The following is a 19209-nucleotide window of genomic DNA, read 5'->3' as shown; positions in this document are numbered from 1 at the left end:
TAATAAAGTGGACACTAATAGTGCTACAAAAGCTCCGACTGGTACCATAATCCATTCTGTTCCATGGGCAGTGAAAATGTCGGTTTTCCATAACCCCACACCAGCAAAAACAAGAAGTGTAATTAATGAAAATGGTGCAATTTTTATTGCAGCAATTCGTGCACGTTCTCTCAATTTACCAGTTGTACGTATCGTAAGAAATTGTAATCCGTGAACAATACATAGTAGGAGAAACATTACTCCTCCAAGTAACGCAAATGGATGAAGTAATTGCAGGAATCCACCTACAACGTTTTTACTCTCATCAATAGGTACACCTACCATAAAGTTTGCAATCGCAACTCCCCAAAGGATAGGAGGTAACATACTTCCAATAAACATCCCCCAATCCCACGCACTCTTCCATTTATGATTATCTATTTTCGCACGAAATTTAAAGGAAACACCTCTTAAAATTAAAGCAAGAAGCATAAATACAAACGGAATATAAAAACCACTAAATAAAGTTGCATACCAGTGCGGAAATGCCGCAAACATGGCTCCACCAGCACAAACAAGCCATACTTCATTCGCGTGCCAGAACGGTCCTATTGTATTTAAGTAAACTCGTTTTTCAAAATCATTCTTTCCTAAAAACCTCGAAACCATTCCTACCCCAAAGTCGAAACCTTCCAGTACGAAGAATCCAACAAATAAGATTGCAATAACTAAAAACCATAACTCATTAAGAGATAACATACTCTTCCTCCTTATCAAATGGATCATGGCTTTGATAATCCTTTTTCGTTTTCTTATTCGTGTGGCCCTTAATGGTACGAACAAATAAGTACACACAAATTCCACCCATAATTAAATACATTGATGTGAATGAAATAAGTGAGAATAATACTTCACCGAATGTTACATTTGGTGATACAGCATCTTCTGTTTTCATTACACCAAATACAACCCAAGGTTGACGACCCATTTCAGTCATAATCCACCCTACTGTATTACCGATGAATGGAAGAGAAATTGCATACACCATTAATTTTAAATACCACGTTTTTTCAGCTAAACGATCTTTTCTTGATAAGAACCATCCGTAAGCTCCTAGAAGAAGCATGAATGTTCCACTCATTACCATCGCTCTAAAACTCCAAAACATTGTATGCACTGGAGGAATATAATCCCCAGGTCCATATTTTTCTTCATATTGTTTTTGAATTTGATTCATCCCTTCAACTTGACCGCTAAACTTATCATACGATAATAGACTTAGCATATAAGGGATTTGAATTTCAAACGAATTTTCTTTCTTCTCTGTATCAATTTTCGAAAATACTGTAAATGGCGCTGGATCCTCACTTGTATTCCATAGTGCTTCAGCTGCCGCCATCTTCATTGGATGTGTCTTAATTAATTGTTGCGCTTGTGCATGACCGAAGAATAATACAAGCGCCGTTGTAATTGTTCCAACAATGATAGAAATTCGGAAAGATTTTTTAAATACTACAGTTTCTTGTCCTTTTGTAATTTTCCATGCACTTACACCCGCAATAAAGAATGCACCTGTTGCAATTGCTGCTGTAATTGTATGCGGGAATTGCACCCATAGTTGTGGGTTTTGAATAATGGCTAAGAAATCATTCATTTGTGCACGACCATCAGCTGCCATTTCATACCCGACAGGTGACTGCATAAATGCACTTGCAGTTAAAATCCAGAATGCTGATAACATCGTTCCAATTGAAAGGAGCCAAATACACATTAAGTGAATTCGCTTCGGTAATTTATCCTCACCGAATACCCATAAACCTAGGAATGTAGACTCAATGAAAAATGCCAGTAATCCTTCAATTGCAAGTGAGGGACCAAATACATCACCTACAAAACGTGAATACGTTGACCAGTTCATACCAAACTGAAATTCTTGTAAAATACCTGTTACTACACCTACTGCAAAGTTAATAAGGAATAATTGCGTCCAAAACTTTGCCATCTTCTTATATACTTCTTGCCCTTTTACCACATACAACGTTTGCATTATCGCAATAATAAAAGCTAAACCAATTGACAGCGGAACAAAAAAGTAATGGAAAATCGTTGTTGATGCGAACTGTATTCGTGCCAATTCGAGCGTTTCCATACTAAAATCACTTCCTTCATAGTTTTTATAATCAAAGTTAATTGAGCAATCTTATCAAACTCAATTATTAAGAAATACGAAAAGACAAAAACATTTTGTATGTATTGTCGAAAAATACGAAGTTTCAGTTTTTCAAACTATTTCAATGCTAATTTTTACCTTTTCACTATTTCTGTAGTGTTTTATTCGTTAATCGAATTGTATAATATACCTGCATAGTAAATTCAGGTTATTTTTGACGTATTATTGACATCATTTTGTCTGAAATATGTCTTTTGTCATTTTTTTGAATCATATTTTCCTCATTAGCAAAATATGTTTTTTCAATATACGGCTTACTTTTATATCTATAAAACAATCGTTTTTTCTTCATACACTTGACTTTCACCCGAAAAAATGTCCTCACAACCACCCTCGATAAATGCTTATTTTTTGTCAAGAGAAAAATATATTTCCAAAATTCAAACTCGAAATAATGTTATTCAAAAATAGAAAATAGCTTCCCTCTTCCTCGACTAAAAGTTCATTCTTTTGTCATTTTTCCATAACAAATAAAAAAGCTGATAGTCAATTAGACTCTCAGCTTTTTTATTTGTTTTGCTGTATGTTTTCTAACGGCTGGTAATATTTCAGTAGCAATTAATTCAATATTTTTCTCAATTTTATCAAATGGTACACCGCCAAAATCAATTTGTGCCATAAAGCGTTGTTGGCCAAACAATTCATATTGGTAAAGCATTTTCTCAATGATTTGTTGTGGGCTACCAACCATTAAAGCATCACGGTAATCTATTGCATTTGTAAATTGCTGTTTCGGATACCCACCACCGCGCAGTGTAAGCATACCAGCATTAATGTGAGGATAATATTCACTAAGTGCATCTTGTGAATTTTTTGCCGTATAAAATAAACTCGTTGTCGCAACTGGTAAACTAGCTGGATCAAATCCACTTTGCTGAGCAGCCTCGCGGTAAGCATCTACTGACACTTTAAAGTTAATTGCTGGACCACCAAGTGTTGTTATCATCATTGGCACACCTGCACGTCCTGCTTTAATTGCACTAGCTGGTGGACCTCCAACTGCACGCCAAATTGGTAAGTTATTATTTTTCGCTCTTGGAATAACCGATGCATGTGCGAGCGGTGCTCTGAACTGTCCATTCCATGTTACATGTTCCTCGTTATTAATTTTTAATAAAAGATCCATCTTCTCTTCAAATAATTCTTCATAATCATTCACGTCATAACCAAGTAAACTATATCCTCCAATACGAGATCCACGACCAGCTACGATTTCAGCACGACCATTAGAAATCAAGTCAATGGTAGCGAAATCCTCATATACTCGAACTGGGTCAGATGTACTTAATATCGTTGCGGAACTTGCAATTTTTATATTTTTCGTAGCTTGCGCGACCGCACCTAAAATAACTGTATGAGCTTGCGTTGTAAAATGCGTTTGATGACTTTCACCTACAGCAAACACATCAAGCCCTGCCTCATCTGCTAACTTAGCTGTTTCAATTAGTTCGTGAATTCTTTTTTCTGGCGTAACTTTCTCCCCATTATGTGGATTTAATACATGATCGCCAATTGAATATAACCCAAACTCAATTCCTTTTCTTGTATCTATACGGTATTTTTCCATAGTTACTCTCCCCTTTAATAAAGTAGTATTAGTTTTTCTTCTAAAAACGTTGGTAAGTCAAGTATATCTCCGTATTACCTATCTCATCACTTGATTAGTCAATTGATGATGTAAAAAAAATTACTCTTGCGGTAATTCTTTTTTTTCGCTATGCTTATGAACTTTCGTCATCAGCTCGTATAATATTTTCTGCTCTTCTTCATTTAATACATCATCAAAAAACGAAGATTGAAATGCAAGTTGCTCTGGCAATGCTCTCTCTAAAGCTGCTTCTCCTTGCTCTGTAAGACTAATTGTTTTCGTTTTCCAATCTTGTTTTCGTACAATATATCCTTCTTTTTCAAGACGAGTTAACATTCGAGAAATGCCACCTTGTGTAACAGTTACCTTTTCAGCTAACTCCATTTGTGTTAGTGGTTGATACGTACGTATTTGCAAAAGCACATCAAATTGAGCTGTCGTTAAATCAAAACGTTTTAAAAACTCATTTGACATTTGATTACTTTGGTTCGTAAATCGTATTAAACGTAACCATATTAATGATCCTATCGTATTATCACGCATGTTTCATCACTTCCTAGCGTTCATCTTACTATCACTTTACCACTCAAGTGATGGTAATGCAAGTGAAAAAGTATTCGACATTATATTACGTATCCACTAAACCAATCTATATAACTCCTGAATCACCAATAAACAAACAAGAGTGCTTAGATAAACCCTTTAGGTTTCCTAACACTCTGATATCTTTGTAGATTTTAGGGTATGAAAATAATAAATAATTATTGAATAAATGTAAAAAACTAAAAAATGAATATTCATAATCACTCTTATAGCGTAATATAACACTGGTTATACCCTTATCCTATCTACTACAATATCCTTATGTACGGCTAATTACATTTGTGAAGGTATGTAAAATGAATTCAAGTTAATCATTTATTAATTACAAATATTCTTATTAATGAATTTCTGATTTATCTATTTTCAGAAAATTGATGGATTATTTAACGATGTGAATCCTAGAAACGAGCCAAAATCTATTCAAAAAATGGAGTATAGTTGTAATTACAGCTGTGTTATTGATTTCCCAATTGAGTTAGTTATCTCAACTGCACATAAGAGCTGAAGCACCTTCAAATTCTACTGTATTTCATAAATTAATGCCTAAATATTTAATAACCAATTTTAATTTTGATATGGATGCATCAGCTGTTACGATAACGCAGTAATTGAAAATCTCTTTGGAATCATGAAGTCTGAATTTCTATACCGAAAAGAATTTAAAAATATAGACCACTTTAAACACGAACTAACAAAGTACATAGCGTACTATAATCATAAAAGAATTAAGGCAAAACTAAAAGGCATGAGTCCGATACAATATCGGATTCATGCCCAAGAAGCTACCTAATGAAATAATGAAATTTATCTATATTTTTAATGCATTAATCAAATCTTTTATCAATTTTTCCTCATCATTTTTTAATTCTTCTAGCCTATCTACAATTTTCAAAATAATATCATTATCTTTTACTAAGCTATATTTAACAAACATATTGCGTATAATTAATGCTCGATCTTCAATTTTCTTTGCATCTTGATATATTTTCGTTTCTATTATTTGATTTTCTAACATAAAGTTAATCCGGGAGGCCATAACCTTTTTATGCTCCCACAAAATATGTGTATTTCTTATATCTATATATACCTCTCCCTGGATTAATGCTTCGAAGTAATTATAAAGTTGCTTATAAGATTCCATACCATAAAATCTTTCCCAGGGTTCCAATAACATACTAAACTTCTCAGAAGTATTTCTCGAATGAAGATAATCTTCCAAAGATTCAATCACTAATTTTTTATTAAATTCATATTCTCCTTCTGGATTAAACTTATATAAGTAAACTTGATTACATTCATTCTCTATATTCTCTAGGTATAAATAGGATTTTCTAAATTCAGAAAAACTTACTTTTGAACTCTTAAAAGAAACATTCTTATTAAACCCTAATACATCAAACGTCTCTGAATTTATGTCATAACCATATACTAATATATCATGAGAAAAATGTCTCTTTTTATAGGTACGTCTATCCGGAATATAATATTCATCTACATTCAAATACACATAATAATTTTCATTCAGGGACTTTATTACAAAATCTATTATGTCCTGATTTGTAAATTTAATTAAATCTCTTTGTAGCTTCTGTACTTTTAACCATGGACAAATAGTATGATCATACATATAAAAACAAAATGGTACCGGTGATTTAAATTCCTTATCAAATGCTACTTGAATGTAATTACTATAGAACCATGGATACGCTTCTTCGTGATTTAAGATAATGGCTAATGGATAGGCGTAAAATTGATATCCATAAACTGGTGGTTTTTCTATTGGCAACTTTTTTTTACCCATTATTTTCTCCTATTCAATTAGTTTTTTTAAAGGGAAAAATTCAGAAATTAGAAACAGTGGTTCTTTTTCACTGTTAATAGTATAGGTTTTCCCTAAAATTTTGTCTTCACACCCTATTTGAAGATGTTTAGCCATCCCCTCTTCTTGATATATATTTACATTTTCAATTTTCCTACTGGTATCTAGCTTATACTTATCTAAAATTTTTCCGATTGGCTCAACCCCTTTTATCAAATCTTCCATAACTTCTTTTTGAAACTTTTCTATAAATACAATAGAAATGGCATATAAGAATATTTCGCCTGTTTCTTCACTTTCTAAAGTTGCTTCTCTAACTAGGAAATAATCAGGTAATTTTGTATTAAATACTTTTAGTATAGGCAGATCTGTATTCTGCCGTATTAAATTCACTTTTATAATAGTATTATGGTATATTTCTAGTAATTCAGTCATCGAAGATTTAGTATATGTCACTAGTCGCCCATAACTACTTAGTTCGTATTCTTTTATATGCACACGGCATTCTCTCCTAATTTTTATTTTTTTGAATTAAATACTTTCCGATTACTAAATAATCCAAATCTATATTTAAAAAGCATTTAATAGCATCATTTGGTGATTCAACTATCGGTTCTCCATTATCATTAAATGAAGTATTCAAAAGAATTGGAATACCTGTTAAATTTTTAAACTCAGAAATTAATTTATGAAAATTCAGATTCATATCCTTTGATACTGTTTGCATTCTTCCAGTCCCATCAATATGAGTAATTGAAGGTACATCCTTTTGTTTAGAATTATGGATTTTCGGAACAAACAACATATAGTAAGAACTTTCTTTCATAGAAAAATATTTATCTTGTTCTTCTTCTAAAACAGCAGGTGCAAATGGTCGAAACGGTTCTCTATGCTTAATTCTTGTATTTATAAGGTCCTTCATATCATTATATCTAGGATCTGCTAATATACTACGATTTCCTAATGCTCTTGGACCTACTTCTGATTTCCCCTGAAACCACCCTATAATATTTTTATCACTAATTAATTTAGCAACCGTTTTATGCAAATTTTTTGGTTCTGATACTATTATTGATTCTTTATATTGTTCTAGAGACTGTTTTATTTCTATTTCAGTGTATTCCTTTCCTAAGTACGGAGAAAAATCTGTTTTAGAGGGATTCCTATGCTTTCCTCCTAAAGCATAATACCCATAAAGGGCCGCTCCAATTCCAGTACCGGTATCACCTGTTGCAGGCATTACAAATATATTTTCAAAAGGAGTATTCTCTAAAACTTTATAGTTTACAACACTATTTAAAGCTACACCTCCAGAAATACATAAGTTTTTTATTTGAGTTTTTTCATATAAATAATTGCAAAGTTTAATTACAATATCCTCAGTATGATATTGAACTGCAAAAGCAAAATCAGCTTTTGCTTGCTCCAATCTCTTAAGCGTTTTCATATTTTCCAATACGTGATTTATGTACTGTTCCATTTCTCTCTGTTGCTCTAAGCTTTGATTGAAATTCCCATTTATATCACAATTATAGAATTTATAAAATTCCTTCACATATTTGTCCGTACCATAAGGAGCTAAGCCCATTGTTTTACCAGGTTCAATATAACCCTGTGAGTTAAATCCTATGCTATTAGTAACTATTCCATAAAAAAATCCTAATGAATTTGTATAAACCTGTTCATAATCCTCACCTACTACTTCGCCTTTAATATCCTTTAAAGTAGAAATCTGAGATCCTTCTCCTAAATAATATGTTATTGTTTCTCCAAATATTTGATTCTTACTATTTATTTGGCTCCCTCCACCATCTAAAACTAAAATAGCTGATTTTTCAAATTTCGATGGATAAAATACACTAGCTGCATGACTAAGATGATGACTAATTAACTTAACTTTTTTTCTATATTTAAGGTAATAACCAGGTGTTAGATAATCATTTGCCACTATTAAATCTACATCATCAATAGAAATTCCTTCCGAATCTAAACAATATTTTGCAGCCTTACACCTCGAAACACGTTCACCTAGCTTATATGCATATTTAACCCGTACTAACCTTTCCTCTTCTACAGCAACCTTAATTTCACTATTATCAACTAAACATGCTGAAAAATCATGTAAAGATCCACCCAATCCTAAAACCTTCATTTTATTTTCCTCCTACTCTCCAGTTCTTCATTACCTAATCATTTTAAAATAGGTTTGTGAACTATTTTTAATGTGTAGCTTTAAAGCATTATTTGAGTTATAAAATTCCTCTAATGATATTTGATTATTTATAAATTTTACAAATAATTTGGGATCTAAGTGCTCAGAATATTTTTCACAGAAATAGTTCATATTTTTAGCCAAATTTTCAATTCTATTTTTACCAACTGGATGTTCCATGTGATAAACTTTAGCGTTTTTCTGATATATGAATCTAGCATTCTGATTATATAAGCGATATCCTAATTCAATATCTTCTCCCCCCCAACCAAGGAACTTTTCATCAAAATAATTTACCTTTTCTAACAACTTTTTACTAACCGAGGCATTTCGTGTTACAAAGCAGGTCCATGCAATATGCCCTCCATTTGGATGCCACCCAAACAATTTAAACGTTTGTTTGGCATAAAAATCTTCTCTAGCTGTTCCATTTAGTTGATTTATATCATTTAATAATGCATTATGTATGATTGTTTCTGTCCTATGAGAAGTTATATTCCCAAAAAATACATTATAACGGTCACCTACAACAACGACTTCATCTTTACTTTCTAAATGCGGTTTTATATGCTCGTATATAAATTGCGATCCAAATAAGATATCATCATCTAAAAAAATGATGATATCTCCTTTTGCCATTTTAATTCCTATATTCCTAGCTTTTGCAATAGATGCAGCTTCTCTTTCTGTATACTGCATATGTAGTTGCCCCTTATACAACTCTATTACTGACGTGTAATCCACAGTAGAACCGTTATTAACAATAACTACTTCAAAAAGAATCCCCCTGGTATTCTGTAGAGAAAGCGATTTCAAAGTATGCTGTATACGTTCGAGCTTGTTTCTTGTGATTAGTACAATGCTAGCAGCGATATTTGCCATGTTAATAAAACTCCTTTTATTTAGTTTCCAGAACTATTGTACGCTTTTAATCCCCTATTCCACACAAAACGTGTAATAATTAAAAGCACTATACTAATCCCAAAAGTAAGTATTCCCAATACAATATCTAATTTTCCAGTAACTATTTTTGCAGCAGGGCTAGCAACTAAAGCAATGGGGAACATATACTTGAAGATCATTCCTATTATGCCTTGATAAATATCATCTGGAAATCTAGCCATTATTATTGTACTTAAAAACATTCCTTCTCTATTTTGAATACTTGGCCACCAAAAAGCTGTAATGGTCCACATAAACCAAATACAGTAGTAAATAATCATTCCTGAAAATAAATAGAGAAAATATCCCAATAAATTAATTGAATTTAAAACATTGGACATTGAATTCATTCCAATAATTACAACTATCATCCCTGGAATTACATTCAATATTTGGGTATAATTCAAAGTTCTAAATGATGCGTAAAATTGAGAATCAATAGGCTTTATCAACAATAAATCCAGTCTTCCATCCATAATGTCATTTTGAAGCATACCCATATTATGTATCATTAAGAACATCATAATTGCATCAATAATCATATATGTCCCTACTAAAATTAACATTTCGGCCCATTGCCATCCCAATATATTTTCTACATTTAAATATATAGCTTTAAAGAATATTAATGGTACACTAATCCAAAGTAATCCTGATACAACCATAGCGAAAAAATTTGCTCGGTATTCTAAATCCTTTTGTAAACTTAATGTAGCTATTTTTTTAAAAACCTTTATTTTATTCATTTTATCCACCTACTTCCACATAATTTTTAACCCCTTTTCTCCAAATTACTCTCCCTAATATGAAAAATAATATTATCCAAATCAGTTGGACTATAAGTCCATGTACTATATAATCTTGACTAGCGGATCCAGTAATTATTTTTAATGGAAAAAATGCTAGATATGGAAAAGGTGTAAAATCTATTACCCTTACTATTGTATGTGGTAACAAATCTAGCGGAAAAAATCCTCCTGACAGTATAGTTATAATTAAATGCTTTACAAATAAAATATTTACCAGGTTATGTGCCCAGAATGCATAGCAGCCAATTATCCATGACAATAGAAACCATAGAGCCGCTGATCCTATAATTGCAATAATAAATATTATTATGGACTTTAAATCTAAAGATATACTAATATATTTTTTTAAAATTAGCATGATTATGGACAAAGGTATACAACCCAAGAAAAACTTTACAAACCTATCACCTATCATTTCAGAAACATAGTAAGCTTGAACATCAATTGGTTTCAATAACAGACTGCTTAATATTCCTTTATTTATTTTCTCATTCAAATCCCAATCTACCTGATACCAAATTAAATAGTTTATTATTCGAGCACCAATAAAATAAGTTATTAATTGATTAAGTGAATAATTAGCTACTGTATCTCCGTTTGCATAAATAGCTTTCCACATCAAAAACATTGCAACTGTGGGTAAAAAAGCTTCTAAAATCATATAGAATACCCCAAAACGATATTCTATTCCTCTAAGCCAACTTGTTTGTGCAATTTTAAAATAAGCATTTATTGGTATAGCTTTTTTCATGTGATTAACCCCTAATTAGCTGTTTGTTGGATTTTGAGTAAATTTTCTCTATTACGCCTTCTATTGAGATATTCTCTACTGTTAAGTCCTCTATAGGAAAAGAATTTAATAAAATTGTAGCTACATTTTTCATTTCATTTTTATTCACACATAATACCATTTTGTTTTGCTCTTGCAATGTAACTTTTGCTCCTAATCGTTCAATTTGTGATGAGGATATTTTTTCTTTAAAACTAACAGATATATACTTATTAACATCAAAATCTTTCATTATATCTGCTGTTAAACCGTTATATACTAAATTCCCTTTATTTAATATCATTAACTTCTCACAAAGATCTTGTATATCATCTAAATAATGACTTGTTAGCAGAATTGTAGCATTATAACGTTGATTATATTCTTTGAGAAAACCCCTAATTTTTTTTTGAGCAAACAAATCTAACCCTATAGTTGGTTCATCTAAAAACAGAACTTTAGGAGCATGAAGAAGAGCTGCAATCATTTCCATTTTCATTCTTTCACCAAGAGATAATTTTCTTGTTTGAACTTTGAGCAAATGCTCAACTTCTAATAAACCAGATAATTCTTCAAGCCGATTTTTATAATCCTTACTTGATATAGAATATAATTCCTTATTAAGTTCAAAAGTTTCCAATGGAGGTAAATCCCAAATTAGTTGTCCTCGATTTCCCATCATAATCGATATTTGTCTTCGATGTTCCAAACTTCTCTTCCACGGTACACATCCCATTATTTCAACTTCACCATGGGAGGGCGTTAAAATTCCCGTTAAGATTTTTAGAGTTGTAGTTTTACCTGCTCCATTAGGACCAATAAAACCAGCAAAATCTCCTTGTTTTAATTTAAAACTTAAATCATTAACCGCTATTTTCTGCTCGTACTTTCTATTTACCATAGATTTAATAGAACCAAGAAACCCAGGCTCCTTTCGATGAAAGCGATATTCTTTCTGAAGATTATTTACTTTTATTGAATACACACCTTTTCCTCCCCCCATAGTTCTTCTTATTATTTATTTAACTTTTCTATAATATAAGTAGTTAAAGATTCAACTGTGCTAACAAGATCGACACTAAGTTCTTCATCTGGAATTTCTATTTCAAATGTTTGTTCTATTTTCAATAAAATTTCTAAAACCATTATTGAATCTATATTATAATAATCAATTAAATTGCTATCGTTAGGGATTTCATTTGGTGAAATATTAGTTTCGGTTCCTTCTGTTACACCCTCAGCAATGATGTTTTTTAATACCTTTTGAATGTTTTCCATCTCAACATGTGTGTTCATTTTTATTAACCCCTTTTTTGTCTTTTATTTTTTATAATTAGATTATAAATTCTCTTTCAACGCTTGCCTTTTCACCTTACCTGTTGAAGTCTGCTCAAGTTTTTCTTGAAAAAATATCTTTCTAGGTACCTTATATGCTGATAAATACCTTCTGCAATGGGATAATATTTCTTCTTGCTTAGAAGGATGATTTAAAACTATATGGGCGACTGGTATTTCTCCTCTAATTGAATCTTCTTGTCCCACTACTACTGCTTCTTTAACAGCAGGATGAGTTTGAATAACCTCTTCAACTTCTAAAGGATTTACCTTCTTTCCGGATACATTAATAGTGAGTTTTTGCTTCCCATATATATAAAGATGACACTTTTCATCGAATATCCCTAAATCTCCAGTCTTAAAATACTCTTTTTTATCGATAATGGAATCCAAATTACCTTCACCATCTAGATAACCCATTGTCATACTTTTATTTTTGATCAGTATTTCGAAAATTTGTAACCCTTTTGATTCCACAGGATCTGAATAATTTAGTAATACACTTGTATCCGATATTACTTTTCCAACAGATGGTTGATTATATAGTTTATTTTCATACTTTTCATGTAAGATTGAAATGGCACCTGTTTCTGTCATACCGTATACATTGTTTAAATTTAATCCAATTAATTCCTCACACTTTGTTAACACTTCTTGGTTTAATATCCCTCCTGCGGTAAGAGCGTATCTCAAGTTTGTTAACTTACTTTTACAATGGCTTGCTAACATCTCATAATGAACTGGAAGTGCAATTAAAATTTCAATTTCCCTTTCTAAAATTACCTTCTCAATCTTTGTTGCGAGAGTTAACGCGGGTAAATAAGTTATTGTTACACCCGAAATTAATGGTGCAATAAACCCAAAAGCAAAACCATACGCATGGAATATTGGTGCAATAGACAGTATTCTTTCTTCTTTTAAATCTAATGTTTTTTTAAGTTGTAAACCTTCATTTAATAATCGTTTCTCTGATTTCAAAACAGCTTTTGGAATATTGGTGGATCCCGATGATAAAAAGATAACTAAGTTCCCTTCATCAACACTTTTGTTCTTCTTAAAGAACAAATTTTGTGTTCTTAAATTAAATAGTCTTATGGGCTTCTCAAACTCCATTTTTTCTTCAATTACCATATCATCTTCTATATCTATTAGTTTTTTTGTATCTGTTATTAAAATACTTGGCTTATACATGTTGATAACAGTTTGAAATTCTTCACTTTTTGTATAAGGATCCAATAGTATAATTGGAATTTTCAAAGAACATAATGAAACGAAAAGTATTGAGAATCTATATGAATCTTTTAAACATAATCCTACTAATTTACTTTGAGATAACCCAATCTTAATAATCGTACTACGGCATTTTTCAATTTCTTCTATATACTCTTTGTAACTAACCTCTTTTTCGTCTCTTATAAAAGCGATGTGTTCTGGATTGTTCTTCTTGATCTGATTGTATATCACTAAAAACCCCTCATATCTTTGAAGTTATTCTATTTTTCAAATCCATTGGCGTACTAGCGGTAACTACCTCGTATGATTTATTCATTGAAAAATTTTCAGTAAACCAATCTACTTTGATTGTATAAACATCTACTTTCTTACCTATATCCAAATCACTCTCTGTATCCCCAATAAATATACTTTCTTCTTTTTTTGCCTCCAACATCTCTATTGCTAAAGCTAATCCATCTGGATTGGGTTTACTTGGTATATTATCACTAGAAGTAATAATTACATCGAAATATTTAATTAAATCGGTATATTTAAGTAGTGCGTAAGTCGTTTCTCTTGATCTGCCCGTAAAAATCCCTAGTTTCATTTTCCTATCTTTTAGGTACTCCAACATATTGTGTATATCAATTGGAGGTATTAAAAATAATTCACACAAATTATCTAGGAAATACTTATTATAAAATTTTAATGCTCTTTCTTTATTTTCTTCTCCTACTAAACAACCAAGTGTAGCCTCTTCTGTAGGCATAGCATATCTTTTGATTAGAAGTGTACTACAAGTTTTATTCATAACCCTTGAATAAGCATATTTACAACTTTCCAAATGAATTTTCCAACTATTAACCAACGTTCCATCTAAATCAAATATGACTGTGGATACTTTATTAATCATTAATGTTCAGTACTCCCCCAGTTTAAATTTCGATCAATATGTTCAATATTCATATCGATATATGGTCCAGTCTGACAGCTTACTTTGCAGGCTATTTCTACTAATGAAGTTGCAATTGCCGCTCCCGAAGCCATTCCTAATCTCATCTGTAAATCAAGTAATGGTGACAACCCCATCTTTTCCAGTAAGAATTTATGCCCAGGTTCAGAAGAGACATGGGACGCAATAAGATAATTAGATATATCTGGACATAATAATTGCGCAATACTAGCCGCAGCTGTAGTTATAAATCCATCAATAATTATAGGTATTTTCCGTGCTGCTGCTCCCAGAATTAGCCCTACTACCCCAGCTATTTCCAGTCCACCAATAGAACTAATTATACGAAGAGGATCATCAGTGACCTTGAGATTATGATAATCTATACTCTTTTTTACAATTTCAGTTTTATATTTAACCTTTTCGCACGATATACCCGTTCCTTTTCCTACAACATCATTTGGTGAGATATTACAAACAACTGAAGTTATAGCGCTAGCGGCTGTGGTATTTCCAATACCAATTTCCCCAACTGCTATAATATTTGAATTTTGATTTTTTTCAGTCTCTAGTACTTTAGCACCTTTTAATATAGCCTCTATTGTTTCAGATATACTCATTGCCACTGTATTCGTCATATCATTCGTTCCTTCCTTAACCTTCCAGTTAAGAAAATTATCTGAATCAATACATTCTTTCAAACCCAAATCAACTAAAGTAATATCTGCCCCAACCTGCTTAGCAATTACATTAATAGGTGCTAAACCATCGGCTATCGTTTTGAATACCTTACTCGTAACATTTGATTTAAATAATGATACATGCTTTGATGCTATACCATGGTCACCTGCAAAAATAACAATACTTTTTTTGAAATCATCTATCTGAGTTATTCCTCGTACACCTGCAATCTGATAGGCTATCTTATCTAACGCCCCTAAACTTTTTAATGGCTTTGCTATTCGCATTTGGCTAATGTGAAATTTTCTTTCGGCATATTTATCGATAGGTGTTATCTTATCAATAAGTTCTTTTAATGATTGAATATTCTCTTTCATTCAGAACACCCCGCAATTTTATCTGTGTTCTTATGGAGTTTCTCCTCTATTAATTCTGATACACCATTAATAAAATGTTGATTAATGAAATACCTTGATACTCTTTCTCTAGCCGCGTTTGCTAAACTATCACCTAATTCTTGATTATTTAACAATCTTTCAATCTTATAGGCAATTTCATTTTCATCTAACTCACGTATACCATACTTATCTTCGTTTACAGTTAATTTCAAAGCTTCTTTGTTATCACGTAATAACTCATTTAACGAATCAACCGAAGAGGCTATTATAGGCTTACCTACAGCCATAAATTCAGCAGCAACATAACAAAACGACTCCCATAATGAAGGTACTACACATATATCTGCTACATGAAAGTATTCAATTGCCTCCTCTCGTGTTATATCACCTAAGAAAATTACTGAATCGCTTACATTTAACTTTTTAGTTAGTTCCTTGAGATATTCTAGCTCTGGTCCAACACCAATAATTCCGAGCTTAACTTTTGGGTAATTTCTCCAAACTTTTGCAAATCCTTTAATTAAATAATCAAATCCTTTCACTGGTACTAATCTACCGCAACCTAAAATTATAATTTCTTCCTCTTTTGCTAGAACGCTTCTTCTTCGTCTATAATTTACATTTTCTTTTCTTGCAAGTTCATCTGGATAAATTCCTAAATGAATTACGCTTGTTTTATCTCTCGATAAATCCTCATACTGCTTATGTATACTTTCGGATAACGCATTACTAATAAACACAGTATGGGTAGAGTGCATTAATGCTTTTCTCTCCAATTCAAGAATTAACTCTTTTCTAGCTTCAACATTATTTGAAACTCGATGAACCCCATTTCTATCGTAAGGAACCATCTTTGAAAAATCTTGTAAAAGGATATTAATGAGTGGGCATCCAAACTGTTTTGCTAAAATAGAAGCTTCAGGAAAACAAAACAAGTCCGGAAAAATAATTATTGATGGTGCACCAAACTTATTTACGAAATGATTTACACCCTTCATTAATCTTCTATGAGAAACAAGAGAATTGTCACTTATACCAGCTTCTTCTGTATATAAAGATTTATTGCTAATTCGATATATATTAACATCATTAATTACTTCTGTTACTAAAATTTCCTCTATATTATTTGTAATTACTCCTACTTTATATCCTGATTTTGCTAGACCTTCAGCCAATGATCTGGCTACTGTACTTGTTCCGCCAATTGTATTAGGCGGATACTCACGCGAAAAAATTAATACTTTCAAGGTTTCACTTCCCTTTCTTTATGTATTTTCATATATGCCTGAATTTGTTCTAACGTGAAATGATAAGAATCCTTACCTTCTTCAAAATTTTTATACCAGTTTACTGTTTCACTAACTGTACGATTAAAATCCCATTTTGAATTCCACTTTAATTGATAAACAGCTTTTTCAGAATTAACACTTAGACTATTAGATTCATAAAAATTTTCATTATAATTTTCGGAGTTATAGGACCCGTTCCCCCAATTATCAATAAACGTTTCTACTAATCTTTGTACTGGTAAAATGGAAGTATTAGTTGGCCCAAAGTTCCAACTTCCACTATACTTTTTAGGGTTGTGAAACAAATTTATACTTAGTAGCAAATAACCATACAATACGTCAAGTACATGCTGCCAAGGTCTAAAAGCATAGGGCTTTCTTAATTCAATTACTTTTTTCGCTGAAAGAGCTCTAACACAGTCAGGTATAATTCGCCCCTCCGCCCAATCTCCTCCACCAATTACATTTCCTGTTCTCGCACTCGCTAAACCAATTTTACTGTCCTCAGAAAAATAAGCATCTATATATGCAGTAAATATTAGCTCTGCAGCTGCTTTAGAAACGCTATAAGGATCTCCTCCTCCTAATTCATCATTTTCCCTATACCCCCATAACCATTCTTTATTTTTATAGCACTTATCAGACGTAACATATACTACCGACTTAACCGACTTATTGTGACGAACAACTTCTAACAAATTCACTGAACCAATTACATTAACATCAAAAGTGCGTTTGGGTTCTGTATACGAAACTCCTACAAGTGGTTGAGCAGCCAGATGAAAAACAAATTCTGGATTTTGTTTTCTGAAAACTTCTTTTAGATATTCTAAATCTAGTATGTCTCCATCAATATGTAAAATCCTTTCCTCTAAACCTAATATATTGTAAAGACAATCTTTTTTATCAGGAGGTAGTGAATATCCGACAACATCTGCACCTAACATATCTAACCACATACAAAGCCATGCACCTTTAAATCCTGTATCCCCAGTAACAAGTACCTTTTTCCCTTTAAATATAGACAAGTCTTTAGTTAATTCCATAATTTCCAAGGTGCCTCCATATTTTCATACATTTGATTTAAAGTTAATTGATCTTTATATGTATCCATACTTCCCCAAAAATCACTATGGTTATATACCATCATTTGTTTATTTCCCATTAATTTTTGTAGCGGTTCTTTTTCAAATACTAATTCTTTATCATTGTCTAGATATTCAAAAATCCCTCTGTTACAAATGAAATATCCACCAGAAATTTTTGCATCAGCAACTTGAGGTTTTTCTTGAAACTCTGTTACATGCCCCTCACTGTCACATTGCAACTCCCCATACTGCCCTGTTCTTGAAATACCTGTAACAGTTAGTATTTTTCCATGTGAATGATGAAAGTCCAATTGACGATTAATATTAAGATTACAAACTCCATCTCCATAAGTAAGCATAAAGGTTGAATCATCTCCAATATACTTTTGAATTTGTTTAATACGACTCCCTGTCATTGAATCTAAACCTGTTTCTACCATCGTAATTTTCCAATCTTCCTCACTCAATCTATTATGGTATTGAATATCATTGGGCTGATTAAGAGAAATTGAAAAATCACTATTGATTAACTTATAATTCATGAAATACTCTTTTATTTTCCACCCTTGATAACCTAAACATAAAATAAATTCATTATGTCCCCATGAAGAATAGTATTTCATAATGTGCCATAATATTGGCTTGTCCCCTATCGTAATCATCGGTTTAGGAATATTATCTTTATGCGATTGCATTCTCGTTCCAAAACCACCACAAAGAATAACTACTTTCACCTATCTCATCCTTTCGTATGTATTTTACTAAGCAAATATTTTATTGATTCTTAAAATTCGAACCATAAAAGAAAACGTTTGCACAGTTATGGATTATAAACCTATTACTATAAATTGTAAATACATTTTTTTACTATTTTTATCTAATTATGAATTATCCAACAAAACAAAACGCAACCTGATAAATAAATTAAATATTCTAATAATAATTCAATATCTACTTCTACATTAACTTCTTTACTATTATTTTTTTGTGAAAAATATACAAAAAGCTTATAAATCAAGATATTTTCATAATATTTACTGCCTGTTACTTCATCAAACATACTTTTCAAAAAAATCAAACTCGAAAAATAAACAATTGAAGTTACTACTCTTGTTTATTTTTACCAAAAATAATGTTAGACTAATTACCGAAGGTGGAATGAAAACACTTTCATCCAAGAGGCGGAGATGATAGAATATGTTTTTTCTAAATAAACCTTCCTCCCCTCCAAAATGCAATCGGTTGCATTTTTTTGTACTGTTATATTAGTTTTTATTGAACAGTAAAGTGAATTTTTTAT

General features: G+C 31.6%; 18 protein-coding genes and 1 pseudogene. 1 reads left to right on the top strand and 18 read right to left on the bottom strand.

Annotation, left to right across the window (positions count from 1 at the left end; all coding sequences use genetic code 11):
- The 4 genes from cydB to MR160_RS06705 all read right to left on the bottom strand — a co-directional run.
- Positions 1 to 738 (bottom strand): cytochrome d ubiquinol oxidase subunit II (gene cydB, locus MR160_RS06720; RefSeq protein ID WP_242297118.1); only part of this gene is annotated, 738 nt, incomplete at its 3' end.
- Positions 725 to 2128, bottom strand: coding sequence for a cytochrome ubiquinol oxidase subunit I (gene cydA, locus MR160_RS06715; protein WP_000448870.1), 1404 nt, complete (start codon positions 2126 to 2128; stop codon positions 725 to 727). The genes cydB and cydA, both read right to left, overlap by 14 nt.
- A gap of 571 nt (positions 2129 to 2699) precedes the next feature.
- Positions 2700 to 3776: an LLM class flavin-dependent oxidoreductase gene (locus MR160_RS06710; RefSeq protein WP_000417554.1), complete on the bottom strand. Its 1077-nt coding sequence runs from the start codon at positions 3774 to 3776 to the stop codon at positions 2700 to 2702.
- Between the two features lie 120 nt (positions 3777 to 3896).
- Positions 3897 to 4340 (bottom strand): MarR family winged helix-turn-helix transcriptional regulator, encoded by a 444-nt coding sequence (locus MR160_RS06705; RefSeq protein ID WP_001205523.1) that lies wholly within the window; start codon positions 4338 to 4340, stop codon positions 3897 to 3899.
- 646 nt (positions 4341 to 4986) lie between these two features.
- Here MR160_RS06705 and MR160_RS06700 point away from each other — a divergent pair.
- Positions 4987 to 5190, top strand: a pseudogene (locus MR160_RS06700) (IS3 family transposase); the annotation flags it as partial.
- 18 nt (positions 5191 to 5208) lie between these two features.
- Here MR160_RS06700 and MR160_RS06695 read toward each other — a convergent pair.
- From MR160_RS06695 to rfbF, 14 genes are read right to left on the bottom strand one after another with little or no spacing between them, the layout of a single operon-like run.
- Positions 5209 to 6201 carry a cysteine peptidase family C39 domain-containing protein gene (locus MR160_RS06695; RefSeq protein ID WP_000516762.1) on the bottom strand — a complete coding sequence of 331 codons (993 nt, stop codon included), beginning with the start codon at positions 6199 to 6201 and terminating at the stop codon, positions 5209 to 5211.
- Positions 6202 to 6210: 9 nt separating this feature from the next.
- Positions 6211 to 6717 carry a chorismate--pyruvate lyase family protein gene (locus MR160_RS06690; RefSeq protein WP_000547679.1) on the bottom strand — a complete coding sequence of 169 codons (507 nt, stop codon included), beginning with the start codon at positions 6715 to 6717 and terminating at the stop codon, positions 6211 to 6213.
- 13 nt (positions 6718 to 6730) lie between these two features.
- Positions 6731 to 8371 carry a carbamoyltransferase family protein gene (locus tag MR160_RS06685; RefSeq protein WP_242297117.1) on the bottom strand — a complete coding sequence of 547 codons (1641 nt, stop codon included), beginning with the start codon at positions 8369 to 8371 and terminating at the stop codon, positions 6731 to 6733.
- A gap of 30 nt (positions 8372 to 8401) precedes the next feature.
- Positions 8402 to 9313 carry a glycosyltransferase family 2 protein gene (locus MR160_RS06680; RefSeq protein ID WP_001273689.1) on the bottom strand — a complete coding sequence of 304 codons (912 nt, stop codon included), beginning with the start codon at positions 9311 to 9313 and terminating at the stop codon, positions 8402 to 8404.
- A gap of 20 nt (positions 9314 to 9333) precedes the next feature.
- Positions 9334 to 10119, bottom strand: a complete 786-nt coding sequence (locus MR160_RS06675; RefSeq protein WP_001033633.1) for an ABC transporter permease — start codon at positions 10117 to 10119, stop codon at positions 9334 to 9336.
- Between the two features lies 1 nt (position 10120).
- Entirely contained in the window at positions 10121 to 10933 is an 813-nt protein-coding gene (locus MR160_RS06670; protein WP_000709301.1) for an ABC transporter permease, read from the bottom strand.
- A gap of 4 nt (positions 10934 to 10937) precedes the next feature.
- On the bottom strand, positions 10938 to 11936 hold the full coding sequence (locus MR160_RS06665; RefSeq protein ID WP_000286890.1) for an ABC transporter ATP-binding protein: 999 nt from the start codon (positions 11934 to 11936) through the stop codon (positions 10938 to 10940).
- Positions 11937 to 11965: 29 nt separating this feature from the next.
- Positions 11966 to 12247, bottom strand: a complete 282-nt coding sequence (locus MR160_RS06660) for an acyl carrier protein (protein ID WP_001091896.1) — start codon at positions 12245 to 12247, stop codon at positions 11966 to 11968.
- 42 nt (positions 12248 to 12289) lie between these two features.
- Entirely contained in the window at positions 12290 to 13750 is a 1461-nt protein-coding gene (locus tag MR160_RS06655; protein WP_242297116.1) for a class I adenylate-forming enzyme family protein, read from the bottom strand.
- Between the two features lie 10 nt (positions 13751 to 13760).
- Positions 13761 to 14414, bottom strand: coding sequence for an HAD family hydrolase (locus tag MR160_RS06650; protein ID WP_000608988.1), 654 nt, complete (start codon positions 14412 to 14414; stop codon positions 13761 to 13763).
- Positions 14414 to 15511, bottom strand: a complete 1098-nt coding sequence (cobT, locus tag MR160_RS06645) for a nicotinate-nucleotide--dimethylbenzimidazole phosphoribosyltransferase (RefSeq protein WP_000662058.1) — start codon at positions 15509 to 15511, stop codon at positions 14414 to 14416. The genes MR160_RS06650 and cobT overlap by 1 nt, the downstream gene beginning before the upstream one ends.
- The gene (locus MR160_RS06640) at positions 15508 to 16779 is read right to left on the bottom strand and encodes a glycosyltransferase family 4 protein (protein WP_044783463.1); all 1272 of its coding nucleotides are present in this window, start codon (positions 16777 to 16779) and stop codon (positions 15508 to 15510) included. Before MR160_RS06640 ends, cobT begins: the two co-directional genes overlap by 4 nt.
- A complete protein-coding gene (gene rfbG / locus MR160_RS06635; protein ID WP_242297115.1) occupies positions 16776 to 17867 on the bottom strand; it encodes a CDP-glucose 4,6-dehydratase in 1092 nt (363 codons plus the stop codon). The genes MR160_RS06640 and rfbG overlap by 4 nt, the downstream gene beginning before the upstream one ends.
- Positions 17858 to 18643: a glucose-1-phosphate cytidylyltransferase gene (gene rfbF, locus MR160_RS06630; protein WP_000869622.1), complete on the bottom strand. Its 786-nt coding sequence runs from the start codon at positions 18641 to 18643 to the stop codon at positions 17858 to 17860. The genes rfbG and rfbF overlap by 10 nt, the downstream gene beginning before the upstream one ends.
- Positions 18644 to 19209 lie beyond the last annotated feature (566 nt).

Origin of the sequence: Bacillus cereus group sp. BfR-BA-01382 (genome assembly GCF_022663475.1) — a bacterium.
Classification (GTDB): domain Bacteria; phylum Bacillota; class Bacilli; order Bacillales; family Bacillaceae_G; genus Bacillus_A; species Bacillus_A thuringiensis_S.
The sequence above is the reverse complement of the archived record's forward strand: the minus strand, read 5'-3'. Positions and strand labels throughout refer to the sequence as shown.

Coding starts and splice junctions, on each gene's coding strand:
- cydA (WP_000448870.1), bottom strand. CDS start 2,128: ATGGAAACGCTCGAATTGGCACGAATACAGTTCGCATCAACAACGATT.
- MR160_RS06710 (WP_000417554.1), bottom strand. CDS start 3,776: ATGGAAAAATACCGTATAGATACAAGAAAAGGAATTGAGTTTGGGTTA.
- MR160_RS06705 (WP_001205523.1), bottom strand. CDS start 4,340: ATGCGTGATAATACGATAGGATCATTAATATGGTTACGTTTAATACGA.
- MR160_RS06695 (WP_000516762.1), bottom strand. CDS start 6,201: ATGGGTAAAAAAAAGTTGCCAATAGAAAAACCACCAGTTTATGGATAT.
- MR160_RS06685 (WP_242297117.1), bottom strand. CDS start 8,371: ATGAAGGTTTTAGGATTGGGTGGATCTTTACATGATTTTTCAGCATGT.
- MR160_RS06680 (WP_001273689.1), bottom strand. CDS start 9,313: ATGGCAAATATCGCTGCTAGCATTGTACTAATCACAAGAAACAAGCTC.
- MR160_RS06675 (WP_001033633.1), bottom strand. CDS start 10,119: ATGAATAAAATAAAGGTTTTTAAAAAAATAGCTACATTAAGTTTACAA.
- MR160_RS06670 (WP_000709301.1), bottom strand. CDS start 10,933: ATGAAAAAAGCTATACCAATAAATGCTTATTTTAAAATTGCACAAACA.
- MR160_RS06660 (WP_001091896.1), bottom strand. CDS start 12,247: ATGAACACACATGTTGAGATGGAAAACATTCAAAAGGTATTAAAAAAC.
- MR160_RS06650 (WP_000608988.1), bottom strand. CDS start 14,414: ATGATTAATAAAGTATCCACAGTCATATTTGATTTAGATGGAACGTTG.
- cobT (WP_000662058.1), bottom strand. CDS start 15,511: ATGAAAGAGAATATTCAATCATTAAAAGAACTTATTGATAAGATAACA.
- rfbG (WP_242297115.1), bottom strand. CDS start 17,867: ATGGAATTAACTAAAGACTTGTCTATATTTAAAGGGAAAAAGGTACTT.